We start from the raw sequence: 16,136 nt of genomic DNA on the forward strand, positions 1-16,136 counted from the left end.
TAGTTCACAATGTATCCGCTTACAATACGTATTTTATTTTTTATTATTTTTTTTTCGGATTGAAGCGTCTTTAATGAATTTTGAAGGGATTGTCTGTTTTGAATTTTCCTTCGCTTCAATCAAATGGAGCAACGCACGAGCCGCCTTCTTGCCCCAGTCCGGCTTCGAGTAGCTGACACTCGCGATTCGAGGTTGAGTATAGTTGGTGATTTCAAGTTTATCAAAGCCAACGAGCGAGATATCTTCCCCGATCCGGAGAGAAAAGTTTTGCAAGACGTCATAAACCCCGAGTGCCATATCGTCGTTCAGACAAATAATGGCGTCGCCTTCTTGAATCACTTCAAGCAATTCACTCGCTGCCCGGATACCTGAACGTTTCGTAAACTCGCCGTTCCATTCTCGAACAGCGACTCCGGCTGTGTTTGCGCGATCAACGACGACTTTCCGTCGTTCGACAGCATCATGGTTGCCGACCGGACCGTTCACAAGATGAATCTGATTAGGGTTCGTTTCCAAGATGGCGTCCATCTCTTGATTCATTCCGATTTGATTATCGAGTAGCACACAACTGATGTTCGGATGTTCAATCTCACGGTCGAGCATCGTCAGCGGATGGCCTCGATCCGCGAACTCTAAAATTTGTTCTTGGGTGAAGCGATGCCCTAAGATGAGCGCCCCGTCTACCATGCGCTCAGTCATCAGACGATGTGATTCGGGACCGTTACAAACGATCAACTCATAGCCGGTATCAGCCAGCTCTTGGTTGATCCCTTTTAGTAACTCCCCGTAGAACGATCCGGAGTAGTCCCCGAGAAACGCTCCGATGATATGCGTTTTTCTTGTCTTTAGCGTACGCGCCGCGGCGTTTGGCACGTAGTTCAACTCTTCGGCGATTTTAATGATGCGTTGCCTCGTTTTTTCTGTCACTTTCGGACTACCGTTTAGCGCATACGAAACGGTCGATATCGAAACGCCCGCCTCTTTTGCGATGTCTTTGATTCCTGCCATTTCCTCACTTCCTTCTGTCAAAAATTATAACATATGAACGCTTCATACGGCCGTAGCATTGGTGACTCGACCTGCTCTGTGGCAATCAATCGGTCCCCGCATTCAACCGGTATCGGTACCGTGTCCGGAGACAGATTCACGACGACAAGGAGTGGTGTCTCCTCCGCGAGGAAGCGGCGATAGACGTACAGATGATCTTCGGTCGGAACGAGTTCATACGCCCCGTCACGTAGCACTCGATTCGTCCGACGCAGTGCAATCAGTTCTCGGTACAAGTGAAGCAGACTCGTTTCATCCAAGCGCATCGTCGAGACGTCCCTACCTTCGTCGTGGTGAAGCGACCGAAGCCACGGTGTTCCCGTGCTGAACGTGTCCGCTCCTTCGCCCCATGCCATCGGAAGCCGGGCGTGATCACGTCCTTTCATTCGGACGGCATCAAGCGTCCCGCCCGTCCGTAAGTAATTCACCGTCTCGATATCCTGATAATCCTCTGGCGCGATCATACCGTTCGTCATGCCGACTTCTTCCCCTTGGTAGAGGAACGGGATCCCTTTCAACCCGTATAAGAGGACCGCGAGCATTTTCGCCGCCCGCTCGTCACCGTCATACCATCTTGAAATGGCACGAGGTTGATCGTGGTTGTTCCAAAACAGGCTATTGCGTCCCTCGACCGCGAACGCCCGTTGCCACGTGTCGAGCGTGGCTTTCAGCCGCGACGGCTCGAACGGGGCGAGCTTCCATTTACCCTGCCCCGCTTGTTCGTCGAGGGCACAGACTTCAAAGTTAAAGACGATGTCTAGCGAACCGTCCCGTTGCAAAGCTAGAATTTCGTCCGGGGTCAATCCGCCCGCTTCACCGACAAGAAGCAAAGAAGAGGTGTCGACTTGCGCCACTAAATCTTTTAAGTAGCGGCGCATCAACGGAAAGTCGAGCCATCGTTTGCGGTCGACATCTTTCCCGATCAAATCGATGACGTCAAAACGAAAACCAGTCACCCCGCGCTCGGCCCAAAACGCCAAGACGCCCGCCATCTCCGTCCGTACTTGCTCATTCCCCCAATTCAAATCCGGTTGCTCCGGGGCGAACGCATGGAAATAGTACTGGCCCCGGACCGGTGAATACGTCCACGTCCCGCCCCCGAAGAACGAGCTCCATTCGTTCGGCGTATCGCGCCAAATGTAGAAGTCGCCGTATGCTCCTTCCGGGTCACGCTCGGACTGGAGGAACCAATCATGCTGATGCGACGTGTGGTTGGCGACGATGTCCATCATGATGCCGATCCCTCTATCTTTCGCTTTTCGGATCAACTCGTCCATATCTTCCATCGACCCAAACATCGGGTCAATCCGCGCATAGTTCGCGACGTCATAACCGTTATCGTAACCGGGCGAGACGTATACCGGATTCAGCCACACCATGCCGACCCCAAGCCAGCTTAAATAATCAAGGCGACTGACCACTCCTTGTAAATCACCGACCCCGTCACCGTCGCTGTCTTGAAAGCTCTTCGGATACACTTGATAAACCGTGTTCATTTGTTTTGCGTCCATATGCTCCTCCTATTAAGAAAAGGGTGACGAATTCGTCACCCTTTCACCGTAATCACTAACTCATTCTTTTCCTTGGCGTAGCGTAAAAATTCATCTTTTCCGATGCGTTGTCCTGCCTCTCGGTAAGGGTTCGACAGAGCGTGACCGGTCAATTTCTGACCGTTCAATGTCACGCTCGGGTCACCCTTACGGAACTGGATCGTCGTATCCGCACCGAAGAGGCGGAGCTGGACATGCATATCGGCATCCACGATCGGATCGAGCTCGACATGGTTTGTCCCGAGACGAATCCCGAGGTAGTTCGAGACGAGCTGGTTGAACCAGATTCCCGGTCCACTCGAATAGATGCGCCATCCCGCTTTCACGGGTACTGTCCCATCTTTCAAGCGGTCGAATTGCGACTCCGCTGCGTAGCGGTCAGCGAAGTCCCCGTCCGAGCTGCTGAAGTAGGCGTTCCGTTGCCGTGGTGCGGCATTTTTCACTTCGTCCATCCGGACCGGGTTGATCATGTTGAAGGCCGGGCGAATCTTCTCACGATGTCCTGCTTTCGCGAGCGCCTCGATGTAACGGATATGGGCGTGCACGTATTGCAGTCCGATCTCCCGACCGAAGTTTGCCGCCTGCTCGGCCCGCATAAAGTGACGGCTGACGCCGCCGCGGTATTCAGCTGGCCGGTTCATGAGACGAACCCCGTCCGGGAACGTCAAATGCGTGGCGATCAAATCAAAGTTACGTGTCATCTGGTCTTGATCGACAAGTTCCGCGATGACACTGCGCGTCATCGGCAACAAGCGGTAGCGCATCGGCAGCGTTTCATCGGACGGGTGGAGCATTGCCTCGAACCGTCCATCGACTTCTTTCAAGAACCCTGCGATCACACCGTCACGGATCATCTCCTCAGTGAACTGTTTGCGGATGATTTGGCTCAACTCGCCTAGACGTTCTGCCAAAGCAGACGTTGGCAACTGTTCATGCAACTGACGGAACGCTTGGTACGTCAAGGTGACCGTCCATGAACTGATCAAGTGACGTTTCAAGTCCTCATCGGCCGGTTGCAGCGTATCGTCCCAATCTCCCCCGCCATAGGCGGAGAAGACCGAGCCGTCGACGAAATGCTCTTCAATGAATCCGAGAGCGCGTTCGACGTGTGCATAAAGTGTAGCGTTCGCCTCCGCTTTACCGTCCCGGTCGCGGAACGGAATCGTTTCATCGAGGCACGTCACGTCCTCGGTCCGGCTCAAATAGTCCGAGAGCGCCTTGAGAGGCCAGACGATGACGTCACCATGGCTATCTTCTTGTTGGATGCCCGCATATTCATCGAACATGAACCATTGCGGCCAGTCCCCATCTTTGAATTGATGGCTGAAAATCACGAGGAGAAGTTTACGCGCCTCGTCAAAGTGACCGGTCGAAAGCAAGAACTCCATCGGTCCTTGCGACACGTCCCGCGTCCCCCAGGCGGCTCCACCATATTGCTCAAGACCGTGCGGCGACTGATAGTGCACCCGCATGTTTTGGACGTACCATAGCGCCTGAATATTCAACGCCTCGATGTCCGCCGTCTCACCTTCAAGTGTGAGCCCGTTCATATAGCTGTCCATCCATGTACGGTAAGCGTGTAGCTCCTGCTTTTCATCTAGCTCGAACGGAGTATGCGTCGCCAGACCAAGATGCATCGTCACACGCTCACTCGGCTCGTAAGCCATCCAGACGAGATCATCCTCGAACGGTTGATCGAACCAATCCGACGTTTTGAGGAGTTGGAACGGCTGATTGCTCTCGATCGCGTACGTCAGATCAGGTCGTGTCGCGGCGCTGTCTGCCGCCTCGTCCGCCTTGAATACGAGCCGGTTGTCCGTCTGCTCCATGTGGAACGGGGCGACGTACTCTTGCGTGTTCATCGCGATCTGGTTACTCATGACGAATCGTCGCGGTTGCGACGATTCGACGGTCGTCTTGATGACCGGAGCATCCGAAGCGATGAACGTACGGACGACGATCGTCTCCCCGTCTAGCTCGTAGCGCCACACTGCCTCGTTCAGCCGCATCTCGAACAGACTCGGCATCGTCAACAAACGGTATGCCCCGTCCATCTCGACATAGATGCGCTGCCCTGAAGTTTTCGGGACGTTGAGCGGGTTGCGGACGTTGGTCGTCCACTTGTTGAAGTTTGTGTTGCCGTAAACGATGTGCGAGTTGAAGACGCCGTTCATGAACACGGTCGTCGCGAGCTTCGACTCGTCCGGCATCAGGCTGCCGGCGTTCAATAAGATGTTGCCGTGACTCCGCTCAACGAGGTGCTCTTTCGCCGCCAACACGACGTGCGCGCCCTCTTCTGTGAAGAAGGACAAGAGCTGTCCGTCTTCCGTCTCCTCGAGTCGGCGCACCGGATAGAGGCGCTCGACTTCGGTCATCGTGAGCCCGGCTCCGCTGATTGGTTGGAACGGTTGGCGAAGACGCGGACGCGGACGTACTGGTTGTTCGACAGGCGCTCCCGCTTCGACCGTTACGAAACGCTCGATCGATTGCTCGGTCAGCGCCTCTGGATGATCTTGAACGAATGACAATTCGAACGCGATTTCTCGGTCCGTCCCCATGTCCAACGTTTCGGTCCGAAGCGTCGGCAAGGCGAACTCATATTGATACACGCGGGAAGGCAATGCCCCGTCTAGCCCCGCGGCCCGTCCAGTCAATTTATACGATGTCCCATACACGTCAAATCCGTCCGTCGCATATTCTGCGATGGCTCGGGACGACGTCATCCGAATCGCCGGGAACCCGGTCGACTGCTTTTGGTTTTGGCGTGCCATCAGCGCTGCATCCGTCTTCACATAGTCGATATACTGGGCCATGTACGCCTCGTTCGTGCGGACACCGCCTTCATCAGCGAGCCCGAGATCTTGGACGTACGTGACGTCGAATCGGCCTGTCCCTTCGAATGTCGCGTCAAAGCGAACGCCATTGTCACTGAGCGTCCCCCGTACTTCATAAGCGAACTCAGGGTATCGCCCGGACCAAACGATTTCCTGGCCTGAGGCCACGAAATCACTAGGTGAATGAAGCCCAAGCAACGGACGGGCAACTTCTCCCTCATATCGGACATAAAGGTTTGCCATTGAGCCATCAAATGGATGGTGGATCAACTGGTTGACCATGATCGGTCCGGTTTTCAATTGACGGATATCTCCCATCGGAGTGAGCGAGAGGCTCACGTCTCCAGCTGTCAGCGTCGTCTGTTCGGTTAATACATTCACGTCGTACACCTCGTTTTTGTTTTTAGTTCAAAAGATTTTGCCAATACGTCACGGCTGTTCGGGCCCACAAAGAGCGTAAACGTTCCAGGGTCGGCGTCAAACGTACCGTTCGGCTGAAGATAGCGGAGCATGTCTGCTTCAACAGTGAACGTTACCGTCACGGACTCACCTGCTTCGAGCGTCACTTTGTCGTACCCTTTCAATTGCTTGACGGGCCGCGAGACTTTGGCCACTTTGTCTTGGATATACCATTGGACGATCTCGTCTGCCGTCGTCGCCCCGTCGTTCCGAATGACGACCGTCGCCTCGACGATGCCGTCCGTTACTTCTTTGACGATGAAGTCGTTGTAACTAAACGTCGTGTATGTCATGCCATATCCGAACGGGAAGAGCGGCTCGTTCGGTGCGTCGAGATATTTGCTCGTGTAGCGTGGGTCGGCGTGTTCGATGTCTGACGGACGCCCTGTCCGTAGCGCATCATAGCGAATCGGCACTTGTCCGATGTTGTAAGGAAACGACATCGTCAACTTCCCGGACGGACTGACTTGCCCATACAACAAGTTCACGAGTGCCGAACCGGCCTCGGTCCCCGGATACCAGGCTTCAAGCACTGCATCCGACTGCTCGACGACGTCGCGAAGATCGAGCGGACGGCCGTTGAATAAGATTGTCACGACCGGCTTCCCGAGCGCCTTCAGGCGTTTAAGCCCTTCGCGTTGTGTCTTCGGAAGACGAATGTCCGTCCGACTGCCGGCTTCTCCACTCATCCATGATGCTTCACCGAGCGCTAGAACGATCACGTCCGCTTGCTCGGCGATACGGCATGCTTCCGTCCAATCAATCTCTTCTTCGACGGTCGCCCCGTCCGCAAACACATATGGAAGTTCGGCCCGGTCGAACGCTTGTCGCAACGTCACGGCCTCTTCTTTTTTCCCGTAGCCCGCCCATGGACCGAGCACGTCGCTCGAGTCGGCGAACGGTCCGATGAGCGCGACACGTTGCTTTTGTAACGGGAGGACACCATCATTTTTCAAGAGGACCGCACTCTTTTCAGCCAGGAGCCGCGCCTGGTCACGGTGCTCATCTGACAGATGGAGCGCTGTCTCTTTCGTCTGATCGATCCCTCGGTAAGGGTTGTCGAACAAGCCTAACTCTTCTTTCAGCGTCAAAACTCGCAAGACCGCCTCGTCGAGTAATGCCACATCGATCCCTGCTTCAAGCATCGCTTCGATATGGTTCGAATATGCGCCCGACATCATGTCGATATCAACGCCAGCTCGTAGCGCGAGTTCGCCCGCATCCTTCAACGTTTCGGCGACGCCATGATGAATGAGTTCTTTGATCGCCGTCCAATCTGAGATCAGCACGCCTTCAAACCCCCACTCGCTTCGGAGGATGTCCCGCATGAGATATTCGCTCGCCGTGGCCGGAACACCATGGACGACGTTGAAACTCGTCATTACCATCTTCGCCCCTGCTTCAAGGGCCCGTTTGTAGGCTGGTAGATGGTACTCACGCAGTTCGCGGTCGGACACATCGACCGTATTGTAGTCGCGTCCGCCTTCCGGTGCACCATAGGCCGCGAAGTGTTTGACGCAGGCTGCCAGCGTGTCTTCTTTCGTCAAATCGTTCGTCTGATAACCACGGACGAACGCCGCCGCCATCTCCCCGTTCAGCCAAACGTCTTCTCCGGTCGATTCCATGACACGTCCCCAACGTGGGTCGCGTGACAAGTCAGCCATCGGAGAGAATGTGACGTGTAGACCGGAGGCCGTCGCTTCGATAGAAGAAGTGCGTGCCATTTGTTCAAGTCCGTCGAGATCCCAAGAACAGGCCATCGCGAGCGGGACCGGAAAAATCGTCCGGTGCCCGTGGATGATGTCTGCCATGAACAGGAGCGGGATGCCAAGTCGATTATGTCGCAAATAACTTTCCTGCAGTTTTCGCGCTTGCTTCGCGTTGCTGATCCCGATGACCGATCCCATGTTCCACCGATTCTCGTCGGTGATGCCGTCTTCCTTAAGCAGCTCCGCGATCGGTCCGGTAATCACATCTTGCTCGTCATCCGAAAAAATGGATGGCAGTGTCTGAACAAGCTGTCCCACTTTTTCGGCTACCGTCATTTGCTGCACTAATTGTGTCGCTCTCATTCCATCCCGCCTTTATCTCTAATTTGAAAATCGAAACGTTTCACCTGTGTATATCAAAAGTATAAGCGCTTACAAAATGAGATGCAATGGTTTATCGAAACGTTTCTATAAAAAATATAATTTATGGATAAATCTTATCTTTAGGTCAATGGCTCTGGTATCTGCGCTCTCGGCAGTCTCCAACTCTCACAAAGTGGATCCTTATGTGAACTAGCGTCTTTACGAAGCTTATTGATTCATAATTCGAGATTGCTTAATGAAAAAAAACGAACCATGACATGTGTCATTGACTCGTTTTGTGCTCGGTATTCCGTTGTTCTTTTGCTTTGCTCAACACTTTCGCGGTGACATGGTCGTCATCGAACATCAAGATGAATCGATCGAGCCAGCGTGGGGTGAGGATACTGAAAACAATCAAACTGACAATGAGTGCCAGCAGAACTTGAATCGAAACAACACCTGCATGATAGAAAGCGAACAGGCTCAAAATCGCGACGAATCCGATCCATTCGAACACGAAGCCCATGTAGACCCATCGCTTGTAGCGACGACTTTCGTTGAACGTGAGCAAGAGCTTCGTCTTACGCCACTCCAGACATAAATACGGGAAATAGGAGATGGCCAAGACAAACGGGAGCCACGTCGGTGCCATATAGCCGACGACGACCGTGGCGACGAGCCCGGCCATCCAAATCCACCACCGCACAAACCAATGGGTATCGTCTTGTGCGAGTAGCTGATTAATGCGTTCTTTTCTCGTCAGGCTAGTCATAGGATACCTCTCGCCGTAGCTAATTCTGAACGAAGCGGTTGCTCAGGGTCTTTACTGACGGATTTGTTGGATCGGTTATAAAATAGCGTCAGCATGACCGCGCAGCACACTAGGAGCACCCATACCCACCACGGGGCCACGAGTTTATAGCTGACGACACTACCGACTGTGAGGGCGAGCCAACCGATGAGAATCCAGTAGACGTTCCGTGTCGCCCGTTGCGCCTCAAGTTTATCGGACAGACGAGCAAACACATCGGCTTCCTTCCATAAAGATACTATCAGTCCGGCTGCTAACAATGCCATCAACCCTGTCCATAACCACCAAATCTCTTCAGCGAGGAGAGAAAAAAATAAGAATGCAGGGAACGGGGCGAATAACGTCTCCCGTCGTTTCTTCCACTGCTTGCGATATGTATCCATTCGGTCTATTCGTTCTTGTTTCGTCATACCGTTTCAGTCCTTTTCTAATCATTGATTCCGTCAAGACGACGCTTCAGTTGCTCGCGGTTTGCTTTCGCTAGCATACTGGAAGTAACATGTTCCGGGTCAAGTTGCAGCAGTTTCCGATCAATCCAAAATGGCAACAAGATGGAAGGTGGTGCCCCGATCACCATTGCCCACATGAATCCATCACGGTTCATGTGGCCCGTCAAAAACGAGGCGACAAGACCGAACAGTAAAAAGAAAGTAAAGCATAGTGAGAAAAAATTCACTTTGATGAGACGACGATACGCCCAGTCTTCATTAAACTGCAGGTAGACAACCGTCTTTTTCCATTCGAAAAACAGCGTCGGCACGAGGCCAACAACCGCGATCATGCTGGAGTAAGTCGTCTGCATCATAAAGTAGAGCGCACCCACGAAAAGGAGTACACTGCTCCCAATCATAAAACGTCGATACGTTTTGTCCACTTGTAACAGCGCTTGGAATCGAGTTTCCCGGTCCATCAGTCTCCCCCTTAGTCCCTAACATTATCGAGTCGAATCTCCCGAAACCTCGGATGCTCCGGGTCGATGTCCGTCAATCGCTCGTCTTGTTTTCGAATCAAGCGGTATCCTCCATACAACACACCGATTGTCAGCACCACTATCCACGCATACATCCAACCGAGTTTAATTGTCAGTGCAATCGACAAAATCGAGAGAACAAACAGGACGAAGGTGAATCCGTTTCGTCGTGCAATGATTTTTTTTGCACCAGCGTGCTCGGTCAACCCGGTCTCGAACCGACTCACCTTTAAAAAAGAGCCCCCAAGTAACAACAAACAGACGGCTACACCGGTCACGTACCAACCGTTCCATGAATCCGATTCAATCAAACCGACGATGAAAAACGACATCGGAAACGTGATGAGGCCTTGAAGCAATGCCATTTTAACGTTCGATTTATAGATGACATTGATGCGCTCTTGTTTTGTCATCGAATCACCCCTTAAAAACTTTCCCGTTTGACGTCGCGACGCGTCGGTTGCTCGGGGTCGATCAGTTTTACTTTCTCATCAAGCAGACGCTCGACAATTAACAGGATTCCAGCTCCAAGTGAGAGCACAAGAAACGGCATCCAGCTGACTCCGTCTAGTTTCATGAGCAATGGGGAAACGAATCCTATAGCAACAATCATCACATAATCAAATCCATACTGGATGTGAATGATTCGTTTAGCCCGGACCCGCTCGGTAAAGCTGCTCATAAATCGACTTTCGCGAATAGCATTCAATCCATACGCTAGCAATGCCACAATCATCAAACTTCCGTACAAGAGGGCGTGTGTCTCGGTTTGTAAAAATAAGAAGATAAGCACAGCAAGCGGAATCGCAAAACCGAGCCTGACGAGAAGCCATTTTCGATTTCCTTTAATCATTTTCTTTAGACGTTCATGTTTGTTCATATCGTTCACCTCTTCTGTAATTATACGTTCATCCGTCTCAAAAAGTTCCGTATTTTTACATTTTTCTCGTCGGTCCGATTTGCTTGACCAGATTAAAATCTCGTCTTATAGTTTAGTTAACTTAACTTTATTTAAAAATGAGGTCTCCTTATGAACTTGCTACACAATTCCCGTTTCATTTTCACTTGGCTGTCCGGCATGACGCTGACGCTCGGTTTTTCCATCTTCTTTTTGAGTATGTCGTGGCTCACAATCGATGTGTTGAAACAACCGGCCCTGCTCGGAATCATCATGACGGCCGTCTCGTTGCCGCGCGTGATCATGATGGTGTTCGGCGGCGTCTTCGCCGACCGCTATCAAAAGAGTCGTCTCTTATTTTTGACGAACCTCGGGCAAGGCGTCTTGATGCTCGTCGTCGTCGCGTTGCACTTGGCCGACGCTTATTCCGTGATCGTCTTAATCCTTATCTCGATCGCGTTCGGACTATTGGACGGCATGTCGTATCCGGCACTGTCTTCACTCATCCCATCACTCGTCAAAAAACATGAACTTCAACGCGCCAACTCGTTATTCCAAGGGTCGCTCGAGCTCATGTTCGTGATCGGTCCATTTTTAGCCGGTCTTCTGTTGACGTGGGGCGGCTTCGGTCTTAGCTTTAGTACGGCGGCTGCGCTCATCTTCATCTCTGCTTTCTTGATGATGCCGCGGCTGATTCGAGACCATATTCCAGCGGCACAGACGATGTCGCTCAAGCACGTCGTCTTTGATTTGAAAGAAGGAATCCGCTACGTCTCGAAGACACCGATTTTGCGAAGCGGTACGTTCTCGATTGCGATCGTCAACTTGTTCATCATGGGACCGCTCATCATGAGCATCCCGATCCTCGTCGGTGAACGCGGCGGCACGGCGTTTGACTTGAGTTTGATTGAAGGCGGGCTTGCTGTCGGGACGTTCGTTGCAAGTTTCCTCGTCTTATTGTTACGGTCGGTCCACCGCGGCCGCTTCGTTTTCCGCGCCTTGTTTTTGACGATTGTCGCATTTCTCTTCTACACGCAAGCCGAGTCCATCCCGATGCTCGCTTTCGCGGCGGCCATGAGCGGCTTCATGCTGATGCTCGTCTATTTACCGGCCGTCACGCTCATGCAAGAGCATAGCGACCAAGATAAGATCGGTCGCGTCATGAGCATCATGGCGCTCGCCGCGTCCGGCCTAGAGCCGATCGCGTTCGCCGTTCTATCAATCCTTGTCGCGTTGTCCGTTCCGATTCAAACACTCCTCATCACGTTTGGTATAATCGGACTAGTGTTTAGTATCGTCCTGTATGTGCGGAGCCAGACGTTCCGTGACACACGTTAAGGAATGAAAGGAGAACGGGTTTTGAAAGAGACACGCAAACAACAAGTCATCGAGATGTATCGTCAAGTCGACGAGCTCGACTTGCTGTTCACCAAATACTTTACCGACTTGAACGAGTTTGAACTGAGTTACCAGCAAGAACAGATGTTGCTGCTCTTCAAACGAAAAGACACATGGACGACGACCGAGATCGCGACGAAGATGAATATCTCAAAAAGTGCGGTCAGCCAAGTACTCAAGGTGCTCGAACAACGCCAGTTCGTCCAAAAAGAGAAAAATCCGGACAACTTGCGAGAGAGTTTCATCCGCCTCGGTCCGATCGGCCATGACTACTCGAGACAAGTCGACCAAATCGAAGAACAGCTCGCCGAAGAGATGTTCTCCGTGCTCGAGGATGACGAGATGAAGATGATCAATCGCGCGCTCGCGTTGATGATTCAGAAGTTCAAATAAAAATGCGTATCGTCCCGACTTGGGAGGATACGCATTTTTGATTAGAGTTGCTCGACGACCCGGATTGCAGAACGAAGTGCCCCTTCGATATGACCGCCGAACATGGAATCCGTCTCGGTCCCAGCAAGTGAGAGACGTCCTGCCCAAGCGGTGTCGAGCGTAATCGGTCCGTAAACAGGGAAGTCGGTCAACGGTTGAGCATCTTGCGAACTTGCCGTGTCGCGGTCACTCGACCAATCCACGTACAAGACGTCACGCGGCTCGCGTGCCTCTTCCCCGAACAGTCGAACGAGTTGCTCGACGACGAGACGATTGAGCTCGTCCCGGTCTAGTGTGGCCCGCTCAAAAGGTGATAACCGGAAGAAACCGAACAGTGCCCCGTACCCTCCCGGCGCTGACGCGTCATGAATCTCCTGCAACACCCCGGACCAACTCATACCGAGCCCCGATAAGCCGGCGTCTCGCCAAAACGGTCGGTCATACACGGCGACCACTTTTGCTTGTCCGGCCATCCACGTTGGTGTAGCCGACAGCTTCGCCTTCGTCGCTTCAGACAGTTCTGGTTGAAACGAGATGCGTGAGACGAGCCGTGGCGGGATGGCTAACATGACGTGTTGGAACGTTTTTGACGATCCTGCTTCGACCGTGACCGATACCCCGTCTTCTGTCTGTTGAATCGACGTGACGGTCGTCTCGAGTTCGATTGTCCTTTCTGGAAGTCTCGCAGCTAGCGCTGTAGTCAGTGTCGCCATACCACCTTCAAGTCGCATCGATAGAACGGTCTGTTCGGATGGCAACGTGTGGCGCTCAATCACGCCAACTTGCCGCTCGAGCATCAAGTCACCGGTCGCATGTTGTGAGAATGCAAGAAGTCCGAGCCGATCGACGAGTTGCGTGATCGTCTTCTCGGTATCCGGCCAATACCATGTCGGACCGAGATCAAAGCCGTTTTGGCTCAACACCCTCCCGCCGATGCGATCGCGTGATTCAAATACTGTTACGTCATAGCCTTTTTCGATGAGGAGCGAGGCGGCGTAAAGGCCGCTGACACCAGCTCCGATAATGGCGATTTTCATAATGTTGCTCCTTCCTCGATAAACGTCGTCACGTCAAGCACTTGGCCGACCTCGATTCGATTGACGAGATAGTAGTATTTCGTGTTCGTTTCGGGATACTCCTCAACTACTGCCTCGCACCAATCCTGGTCGAACATCTTCTCCCATGACGTCTGCAATTCTTCTTCACTTGTCGCCTCCCTGTCCTCGAACGTCAAAAACCAACGATTCACAGCAAAGTTCCAATAGCCCGCCTCTATCGCGAGCACACTCAGATCCGGCAAATCGACGGTCAAGACGACACCGGGCTCTCCCGGCTCAAGATACCCTCCTCGTCCGACGTCTGGAATCGTATCACTCAACCAAACGGGATACGCTCCCGCGAGCGACTGACCCGTCCGTTTTTCGTATTGTCCGGCCAGCCAATCATAGGCAGGGCGATATAATGCCAACTCTTCATCTTGAAACACGGCATATTCTGGGTCGCCGAACAAGTAGCCTCGTTTTTCTGCGGCTTCCCAAGCTGCTGCGTGTTGATATGTATAGTAAATTGCCATAATCGAACTCCTTTAATGTCTGTTATCTATAGCATAACGAACGTGAGGTCAATCCATCCACCCTCGAGCTCTTTGAGTTTGTATGAATTTGGAAGTATACTAGTCGTGTGGATTACGTAAAGGAGGAAAGAGGATGAATGTTTTAATCACATTACTATTTAGTTTATTGGCAATAATTGTCCCACTCGCGTTAATCATTACCGGCATCGTATTGATCGTTCGATTTATCGGTCGTTATGAAAAACGAGCTGACACGCGACTCGAGCTAGAACGTCAAGCCGCAGCTCATCAGCAACAACAATTCGACGTCTTAGTGGAGCGCCTCGAGCGAATCGAAGAAAAAATAGAGGTGCGTCCTTAATGTCGACATCATTCACAATTTGGACGAAACGTCTCGTCATCACAGCCATCATCGGCGGTGTATTACTAGTCTCTACTATCGCCTGTCAACGCGTATTCAACATGTCCGAAATCAATCTATTGGTCGACAAGGCGGACGAACAACAACTCAGTTACGAGTTAATTATTCATAACCCGCTGACGAACGCATATAGCTTCACCATCATGCCTGACTAAAGCGAAAGGAGTGTTTCCATGGAGTTGAACACCATGTTCTTAATCGCATCGCTCCTGCTAAACGCCTTTTTAATCAATGTAATTGCTGAGCAAGCAAAAGACGTACGTGCACTGCGGCGAAAGCAAATTCAGAACGATCCTCTCATACTAGACGATGCGTTGGCTGCAATAGTGAAAGAGAAAATTGATACGCATGGGGTCGTCACGGCCGTAAAGTTTTTACGGGAGACTCATGACATGTCACTACTTGAAGCGAAACGACTCGTCGACCGCATTACTGGTCGATCGACTTCATAAAAAGGGAGTAGCGCGCGCTACTCCCTTTTGATTGATTTCATTTCGGAAAGAAACCGACTTTTCCTCGTTCGTAGACTTTATGTGTGACGTGCTCCGGGTCGATGTTAGCAAGCCTTTGATCAATCTTAGAAGAGGCAATCCATGCAAATAGATTGAACGCCACAACGAGAATTAAAATATTTGCTTGTTCCGGACGTAACAGCAACGTCACAATCAAGATACAAAAAATCACAATCACGGCCATCCCGCTACAATATTCATACCAGACAAGTCGCCGATAGTCGGGAGCATCGTTGAACGTGAGCAACGTCTTCGTTCGTGACCATATTTTGACGAACCCAATGGCTGGAATGAACAAGACGAACCAAATTAGTTCAGCGAGTCGAAGCTCGCCTGTGAACCAAAATATAAGGCCGAGTAAGACGATGAACACTCCAAGAAGGAACGCTTGGCGAGTGGAACGTTTCCCTGCTTCGTATAAGTGATCAAACCGTTCGCGTTGGGTCATGAATCTCGTCTTCCTCTCTTCAACTGATTTCTTTAAAATGACAGTTTCCTTGCCAATGGAATGGAATCGACTTCTTCAAACCAAGTCGATAGCCGAGACGCCACCCAAATCCTCGGATCCGGTCCAACCAACTGTCATTCAAGTTTTGGAACGGCATGACGTCTCGGACTTGATGTAGCTCGATGCGATGAATCACGTATTGATAGTCAGGTGCCTCGATTGACCGATTGACCGCCATCTCTTCGCACCACTTTCGATCAAAGATTTTTTCCCAAGACTTTCGTGTATATGCCGGGTCAATGTCTTCCCGGTGGTCAAATGCTTCGGCCGTATCGCAAAAAGTAGAGTTATACGGAACGAAGTCCCAAAATGAAATTTCCGAAGCCAACACTTGATCGTCCGGTAATTCAACCGTCAACACAACACCTTTGTTTCCTTGTCCGATATGTCCGTCAGTGCTTAGGTCAGGAAACTCGTCCAAACACCAGACCGGATAGTTTCCATTCAGCGAAATCCCAATTCGTTGCTCATATTGTTCAACCATCCAGTCGTAAGCGGGTTCGAAAAATTCGAACCCTTCGTCATTGAACATGGCGAATTGAGGGTCACCTTGTAGATATCCTCTCTCCAATGCTACTTTCCAAGCGTTTTCATGCTGATACGTATAATAGATGCCCATATTCATTAACCCTCTCCATATTTGTTCTTTCA

The 16,136-nt window shown here is 51.6% G+C and carries 18 protein-coding genes; 5 read left to right on the top strand and 13 right to left on the bottom strand.

The features are described 5' to 3' along the window. Nucleotides 1-33 precede the first annotated feature (33 nt). The 9 genes from EVJ29_RS12680 to EVJ29_RS12720 all read right to left on the bottom strand — a co-directional run bounded on the left by EVJ29_RS12680 (nt 34) and on the right by EVJ29_RS12720 (nt 10,623). Entirely contained in the window at nt 34-1,008 is a 975-nt protein-coding gene (locus EVJ29_RS12680; protein ID WP_131505181.1) for a LacI family DNA-binding transcriptional regulator, read from the bottom strand. A gap of 17 nt (nt 1,009-1,025) precedes the next feature. After that, nucleotides 1,026-2,558, bottom strand: a complete 1,533-nt coding sequence (locus EVJ29_RS12685; RefSeq protein WP_131505182.1) for an alpha-glucosidase — start codon at nt 2,556-2,558, stop codon at nt 1,026-1,028. 35 nt (nt 2,559-2,593) lie between these two features. Then, complete coding sequence (locus EVJ29_RS12690; protein WP_131505183.1) at nt 2,594-5,812, bottom strand: GH36-type glycosyl hydrolase domain-containing protein; 3,219 nt, start codon at nt 5,810-5,812, stop codon at nt 2,594-2,596. Next, nucleotides 5,809-7,962: a glycoside hydrolase family 3 N-terminal domain-containing protein gene (locus EVJ29_RS12695; protein WP_131505184.1), complete on the bottom strand. Its 2,154-nt coding sequence runs from the start codon at nt 7,960-7,962 to the stop codon at nt 5,809-5,811. Before EVJ29_RS12695 ends, EVJ29_RS12690 begins: the two co-directional genes overlap by 4 nt. 283 nt (nt 7,963-8,245) lie before the next feature. Beyond that, entirely contained in the window at nt 8,246-8,734 is a 489-nt protein-coding gene (locus EVJ29_RS12700) for a hypothetical protein (protein WP_131505185.1), read from the bottom strand. Next, a complete protein-coding gene (locus tag EVJ29_RS12705; protein ID WP_131466309.1) occupies nt 8,731-9,156 on the bottom strand; it encodes a hypothetical protein in 426 nt (141 codons plus the stop codon). The genes EVJ29_RS12700 and EVJ29_RS12705 overlap by 4 nt, the downstream gene beginning before the upstream one ends. Before the next feature lie 44 nt (nt 9,157-9,200). Further along, nucleotides 9,201-9,683: a hypothetical protein gene (locus tag EVJ29_RS12710; RefSeq protein ID WP_131466311.1), complete on the bottom strand. Its 483-nt coding sequence runs from the start codon at nt 9,681-9,683 to the stop codon at nt 9,201-9,203. Between the two features lie 11 nt (nt 9,684-9,694). Next, a complete protein-coding gene (locus EVJ29_RS12715; RefSeq protein WP_131466313.1) occupies nt 9,695-10,156 on the bottom strand; it encodes a hypothetical protein in 462 nt (153 codons plus the stop codon). A gap of 11 nt (nt 10,157-10,167) precedes the next feature. Continuing rightward, nucleotides 10,168-10,623 carry a hypothetical protein gene (locus tag EVJ29_RS12720; protein ID WP_131466315.1) on the bottom strand — a complete coding sequence of 152 codons (456 nt, stop codon included), beginning with the start codon at nt 10,621-10,623 and terminating at the stop codon, nt 10,168-10,170. Between the two features lie 150 nt (nt 10,624-10,773). Here EVJ29_RS12720 and EVJ29_RS12725 point away from each other — a divergent pair, with 150 nt between their 5' ends. Both EVJ29_RS12725 and EVJ29_RS12730 read left to right on the top strand, forming a co-directional pair. Continuing rightward, nucleotides 10,774-11,979 carry an MFS transporter gene (locus EVJ29_RS12725; RefSeq protein ID WP_131505186.1) on the top strand — a complete coding sequence of 402 codons (1,206 nt, stop codon included), beginning with the start codon at nt 10,774-10,776 and terminating at the stop codon, nt 11,977-11,979. Between the two features lie 21 nt (nt 11,980-12,000). Then, a complete protein-coding gene (locus EVJ29_RS12730) occupies nt 12,001-12,432 on the top strand; it encodes a MarR family winged helix-turn-helix transcriptional regulator (RefSeq protein WP_236633541.1) in 432 nt (143 codons plus the stop codon). A gap of 41 nt (nt 12,433-12,473) precedes the next feature. Here the strand turns inward: EVJ29_RS12730 and EVJ29_RS12735 are convergent, their stop codons facing one another. Together EVJ29_RS12735 and EVJ29_RS12740 are read right to left on the bottom strand one after the other, a co-directional pair. Continuing rightward, a complete protein-coding gene (locus EVJ29_RS12735; RefSeq protein WP_131505188.1) occupies nt 12,474-13,508 on the bottom strand; it encodes a flavin monoamine oxidase family protein in 1,035 nt (344 codons plus the stop codon). Then, nucleotides 13,505-14,044 (bottom strand): DUF3841 domain-containing protein, encoded by a 540-nt coding sequence (locus EVJ29_RS12740; protein ID WP_131505189.1) that lies wholly within the window; start codon nt 14,042-14,044, stop codon nt 13,505-13,507. Before EVJ29_RS12740 ends, EVJ29_RS12735 begins: the two co-directional genes overlap by 4 nt. A gap of 133 nt (nt 14,045-14,177) precedes the next feature. Between EVJ29_RS12740 and EVJ29_RS12745 the strand changes: the two genes are divergently transcribed. The 3 genes from EVJ29_RS12745 to EVJ29_RS12755 are packed head-to-tail and all read left to right on the top strand — an operon-like array spanning nt 14,178 to nt 14,917. Beyond that, the gene (locus EVJ29_RS12745) at nt 14,178-14,405 is read left to right on the top strand and encodes a hypothetical protein (RefSeq protein ID WP_131505190.1); all 228 of its coding nucleotides are present in this window, start codon (nt 14,178-14,180) and stop codon (nt 14,403-14,405) included. Beyond that, complete coding sequence (locus tag EVJ29_RS12750; RefSeq protein ID WP_131505191.1) at nt 14,405-14,620, top strand: hypothetical protein; 216 nt, start codon at nt 14,405-14,407, stop codon at nt 14,618-14,620. The genes EVJ29_RS12745 and EVJ29_RS12750 overlap by 1 nt, the downstream gene beginning before the upstream one ends. Nucleotides 14,621-14,638: 18 nt before the next feature. Continuing rightward, nucleotides 14,639-14,917 carry a hypothetical protein gene (locus EVJ29_RS12755; protein WP_131466327.1) on the top strand — a complete coding sequence of 93 codons (279 nt, stop codon included), beginning with the start codon at nt 14,639-14,641 and terminating at the stop codon, nt 14,915-14,917. A gap of 37 nt (nt 14,918-14,954) precedes the next feature. Here EVJ29_RS12755 and EVJ29_RS12760 read toward each other — a convergent pair whose 3' ends face one another. Next, nucleotides 14,955-15,425 (bottom strand): hypothetical protein, encoded by a 471-nt coding sequence (locus EVJ29_RS12760; protein ID WP_131505193.1) that lies wholly within the window; start codon nt 15,423-15,425, stop codon nt 14,955-14,957. Nucleotides 15,426-15,444: 19 nt separating this feature from the next. Next, the gene (locus EVJ29_RS12765) at nt 15,445-16,110 is read right to left on the bottom strand and encodes a DUF3841 domain-containing protein (RefSeq protein ID WP_161567357.1); all 666 of its coding nucleotides are present in this window, start codon (nt 16,108-16,110) and stop codon (nt 15,445-15,447) included. Nucleotides 16,111-16,136 lie beyond the last annotated feature (26 nt).

The organism is Exiguobacterium sp. SH4S7, from assembly GCF_004336795.1.
Lineage (GTDB): Bacteria > Bacillota > Bacilli > Exiguobacteriales > Exiguobacteriaceae > Exiguobacterium > Exiguobacterium aurantiacum_A.

What these genes read in the sequence shown, in the direction of transcription:
- EVJ29_RS12695 (WP_131505184.1), bottom strand. Translation starts at nt 7,962, where the DNA reads ATGAGAGCGACACAATTAGTGCAGCAAATGACGGTAGCCGAAAAAGTG.
- EVJ29_RS12750 (WP_131505191.1), top strand. Translation starts at nt 14,405, where the DNA reads ATGTCGACATCATTCACAATTTGGACGAAACGTCTCGTCATCACAGCC.
- EVJ29_RS12685 (WP_131505182.1), bottom strand. Translation starts at nt 2,558, where the DNA reads ATGGACGCAAAACAAATGAACACGGTTTATCAAGTGTATCCGAAGAGC.
- EVJ29_RS12720 (WP_131466315.1), bottom strand. Translation starts at nt 10,623, where the DNA reads ATGAACAAACATGAACGTCTAAAGAAAATGATTAAAGGAAATCGAAAA.
- EVJ29_RS12680 (WP_131505181.1), bottom strand. Translation starts at nt 1,008, where the DNA reads ATGGCAGGAATCAAAGACATCGCAAAAGAGGCGGGCGTTTCGATATCG.
- EVJ29_RS12745 (WP_131505190.1), top strand. Translation starts at nt 14,178, where the DNA reads ATGAATGTTTTAATCACATTACTATTTAGTTTATTGGCAATAATTGTC.
- EVJ29_RS12710 (WP_131466311.1), bottom strand. Translation starts at nt 9,683, where the DNA reads ATGGACCGGGAAACTCGATTCCAAGCGCTGTTACAAGTGGACAAAACG.
- EVJ29_RS12735 (WP_131505188.1), bottom strand. Translation starts at nt 13,508, where the DNA reads ATGAAAATCGCCATTATCGGAGCTGGTGTCAGCGGCCTTTACGCCGCC.
- EVJ29_RS12725 (WP_131505186.1), top strand. Translation starts at nt 10,774, where the DNA reads ATGAACTTGCTACACAATTCCCGTTTCATTTTCACTTGGCTGTCCGGC.
- EVJ29_RS12715 (WP_131466313.1), bottom strand. Translation starts at nt 10,156, where the DNA reads ATGACAAAACAAGAGCGCATCAATGTCATCTATAAATCGAACGTTAAA.
- EVJ29_RS12755 (WP_131466327.1), top strand. Translation starts at nt 14,639, where the DNA reads ATGGAGTTGAACACCATGTTCTTAATCGCATCGCTCCTGCTAAACGCC.
- EVJ29_RS12760 (WP_131505193.1), bottom strand. Translation starts at nt 15,425, where the DNA reads ATGACCCAACGCGAACGGTTTGATCACTTATACGAAGCAGGGAAACGT.
- EVJ29_RS12700 (WP_131505185.1), bottom strand. Translation starts at nt 8,734, where the DNA reads ATGACTAGCCTGACGAGAAAAGAACGCATTAATCAGCTACTCGCACAA.
- EVJ29_RS12705 (WP_131466309.1), bottom strand. Translation starts at nt 9,156, where the DNA reads ATGGATACATATCGCAAGCAGTGGAAGAAACGACGGGAGACGTTATTC.
- EVJ29_RS12740 (WP_131505189.1), bottom strand. Translation starts at nt 14,044, where the DNA reads ATGGCAATTTACTATACATATCAACACGCAGCAGCTTGGGAAGCCGCA.
- EVJ29_RS12765 (WP_161567357.1), bottom strand. Translation starts at nt 16,110, where the DNA reads ATGAATATGGGCATCTATTATACGTATCAGCATGAAAACGCTTGGAAA.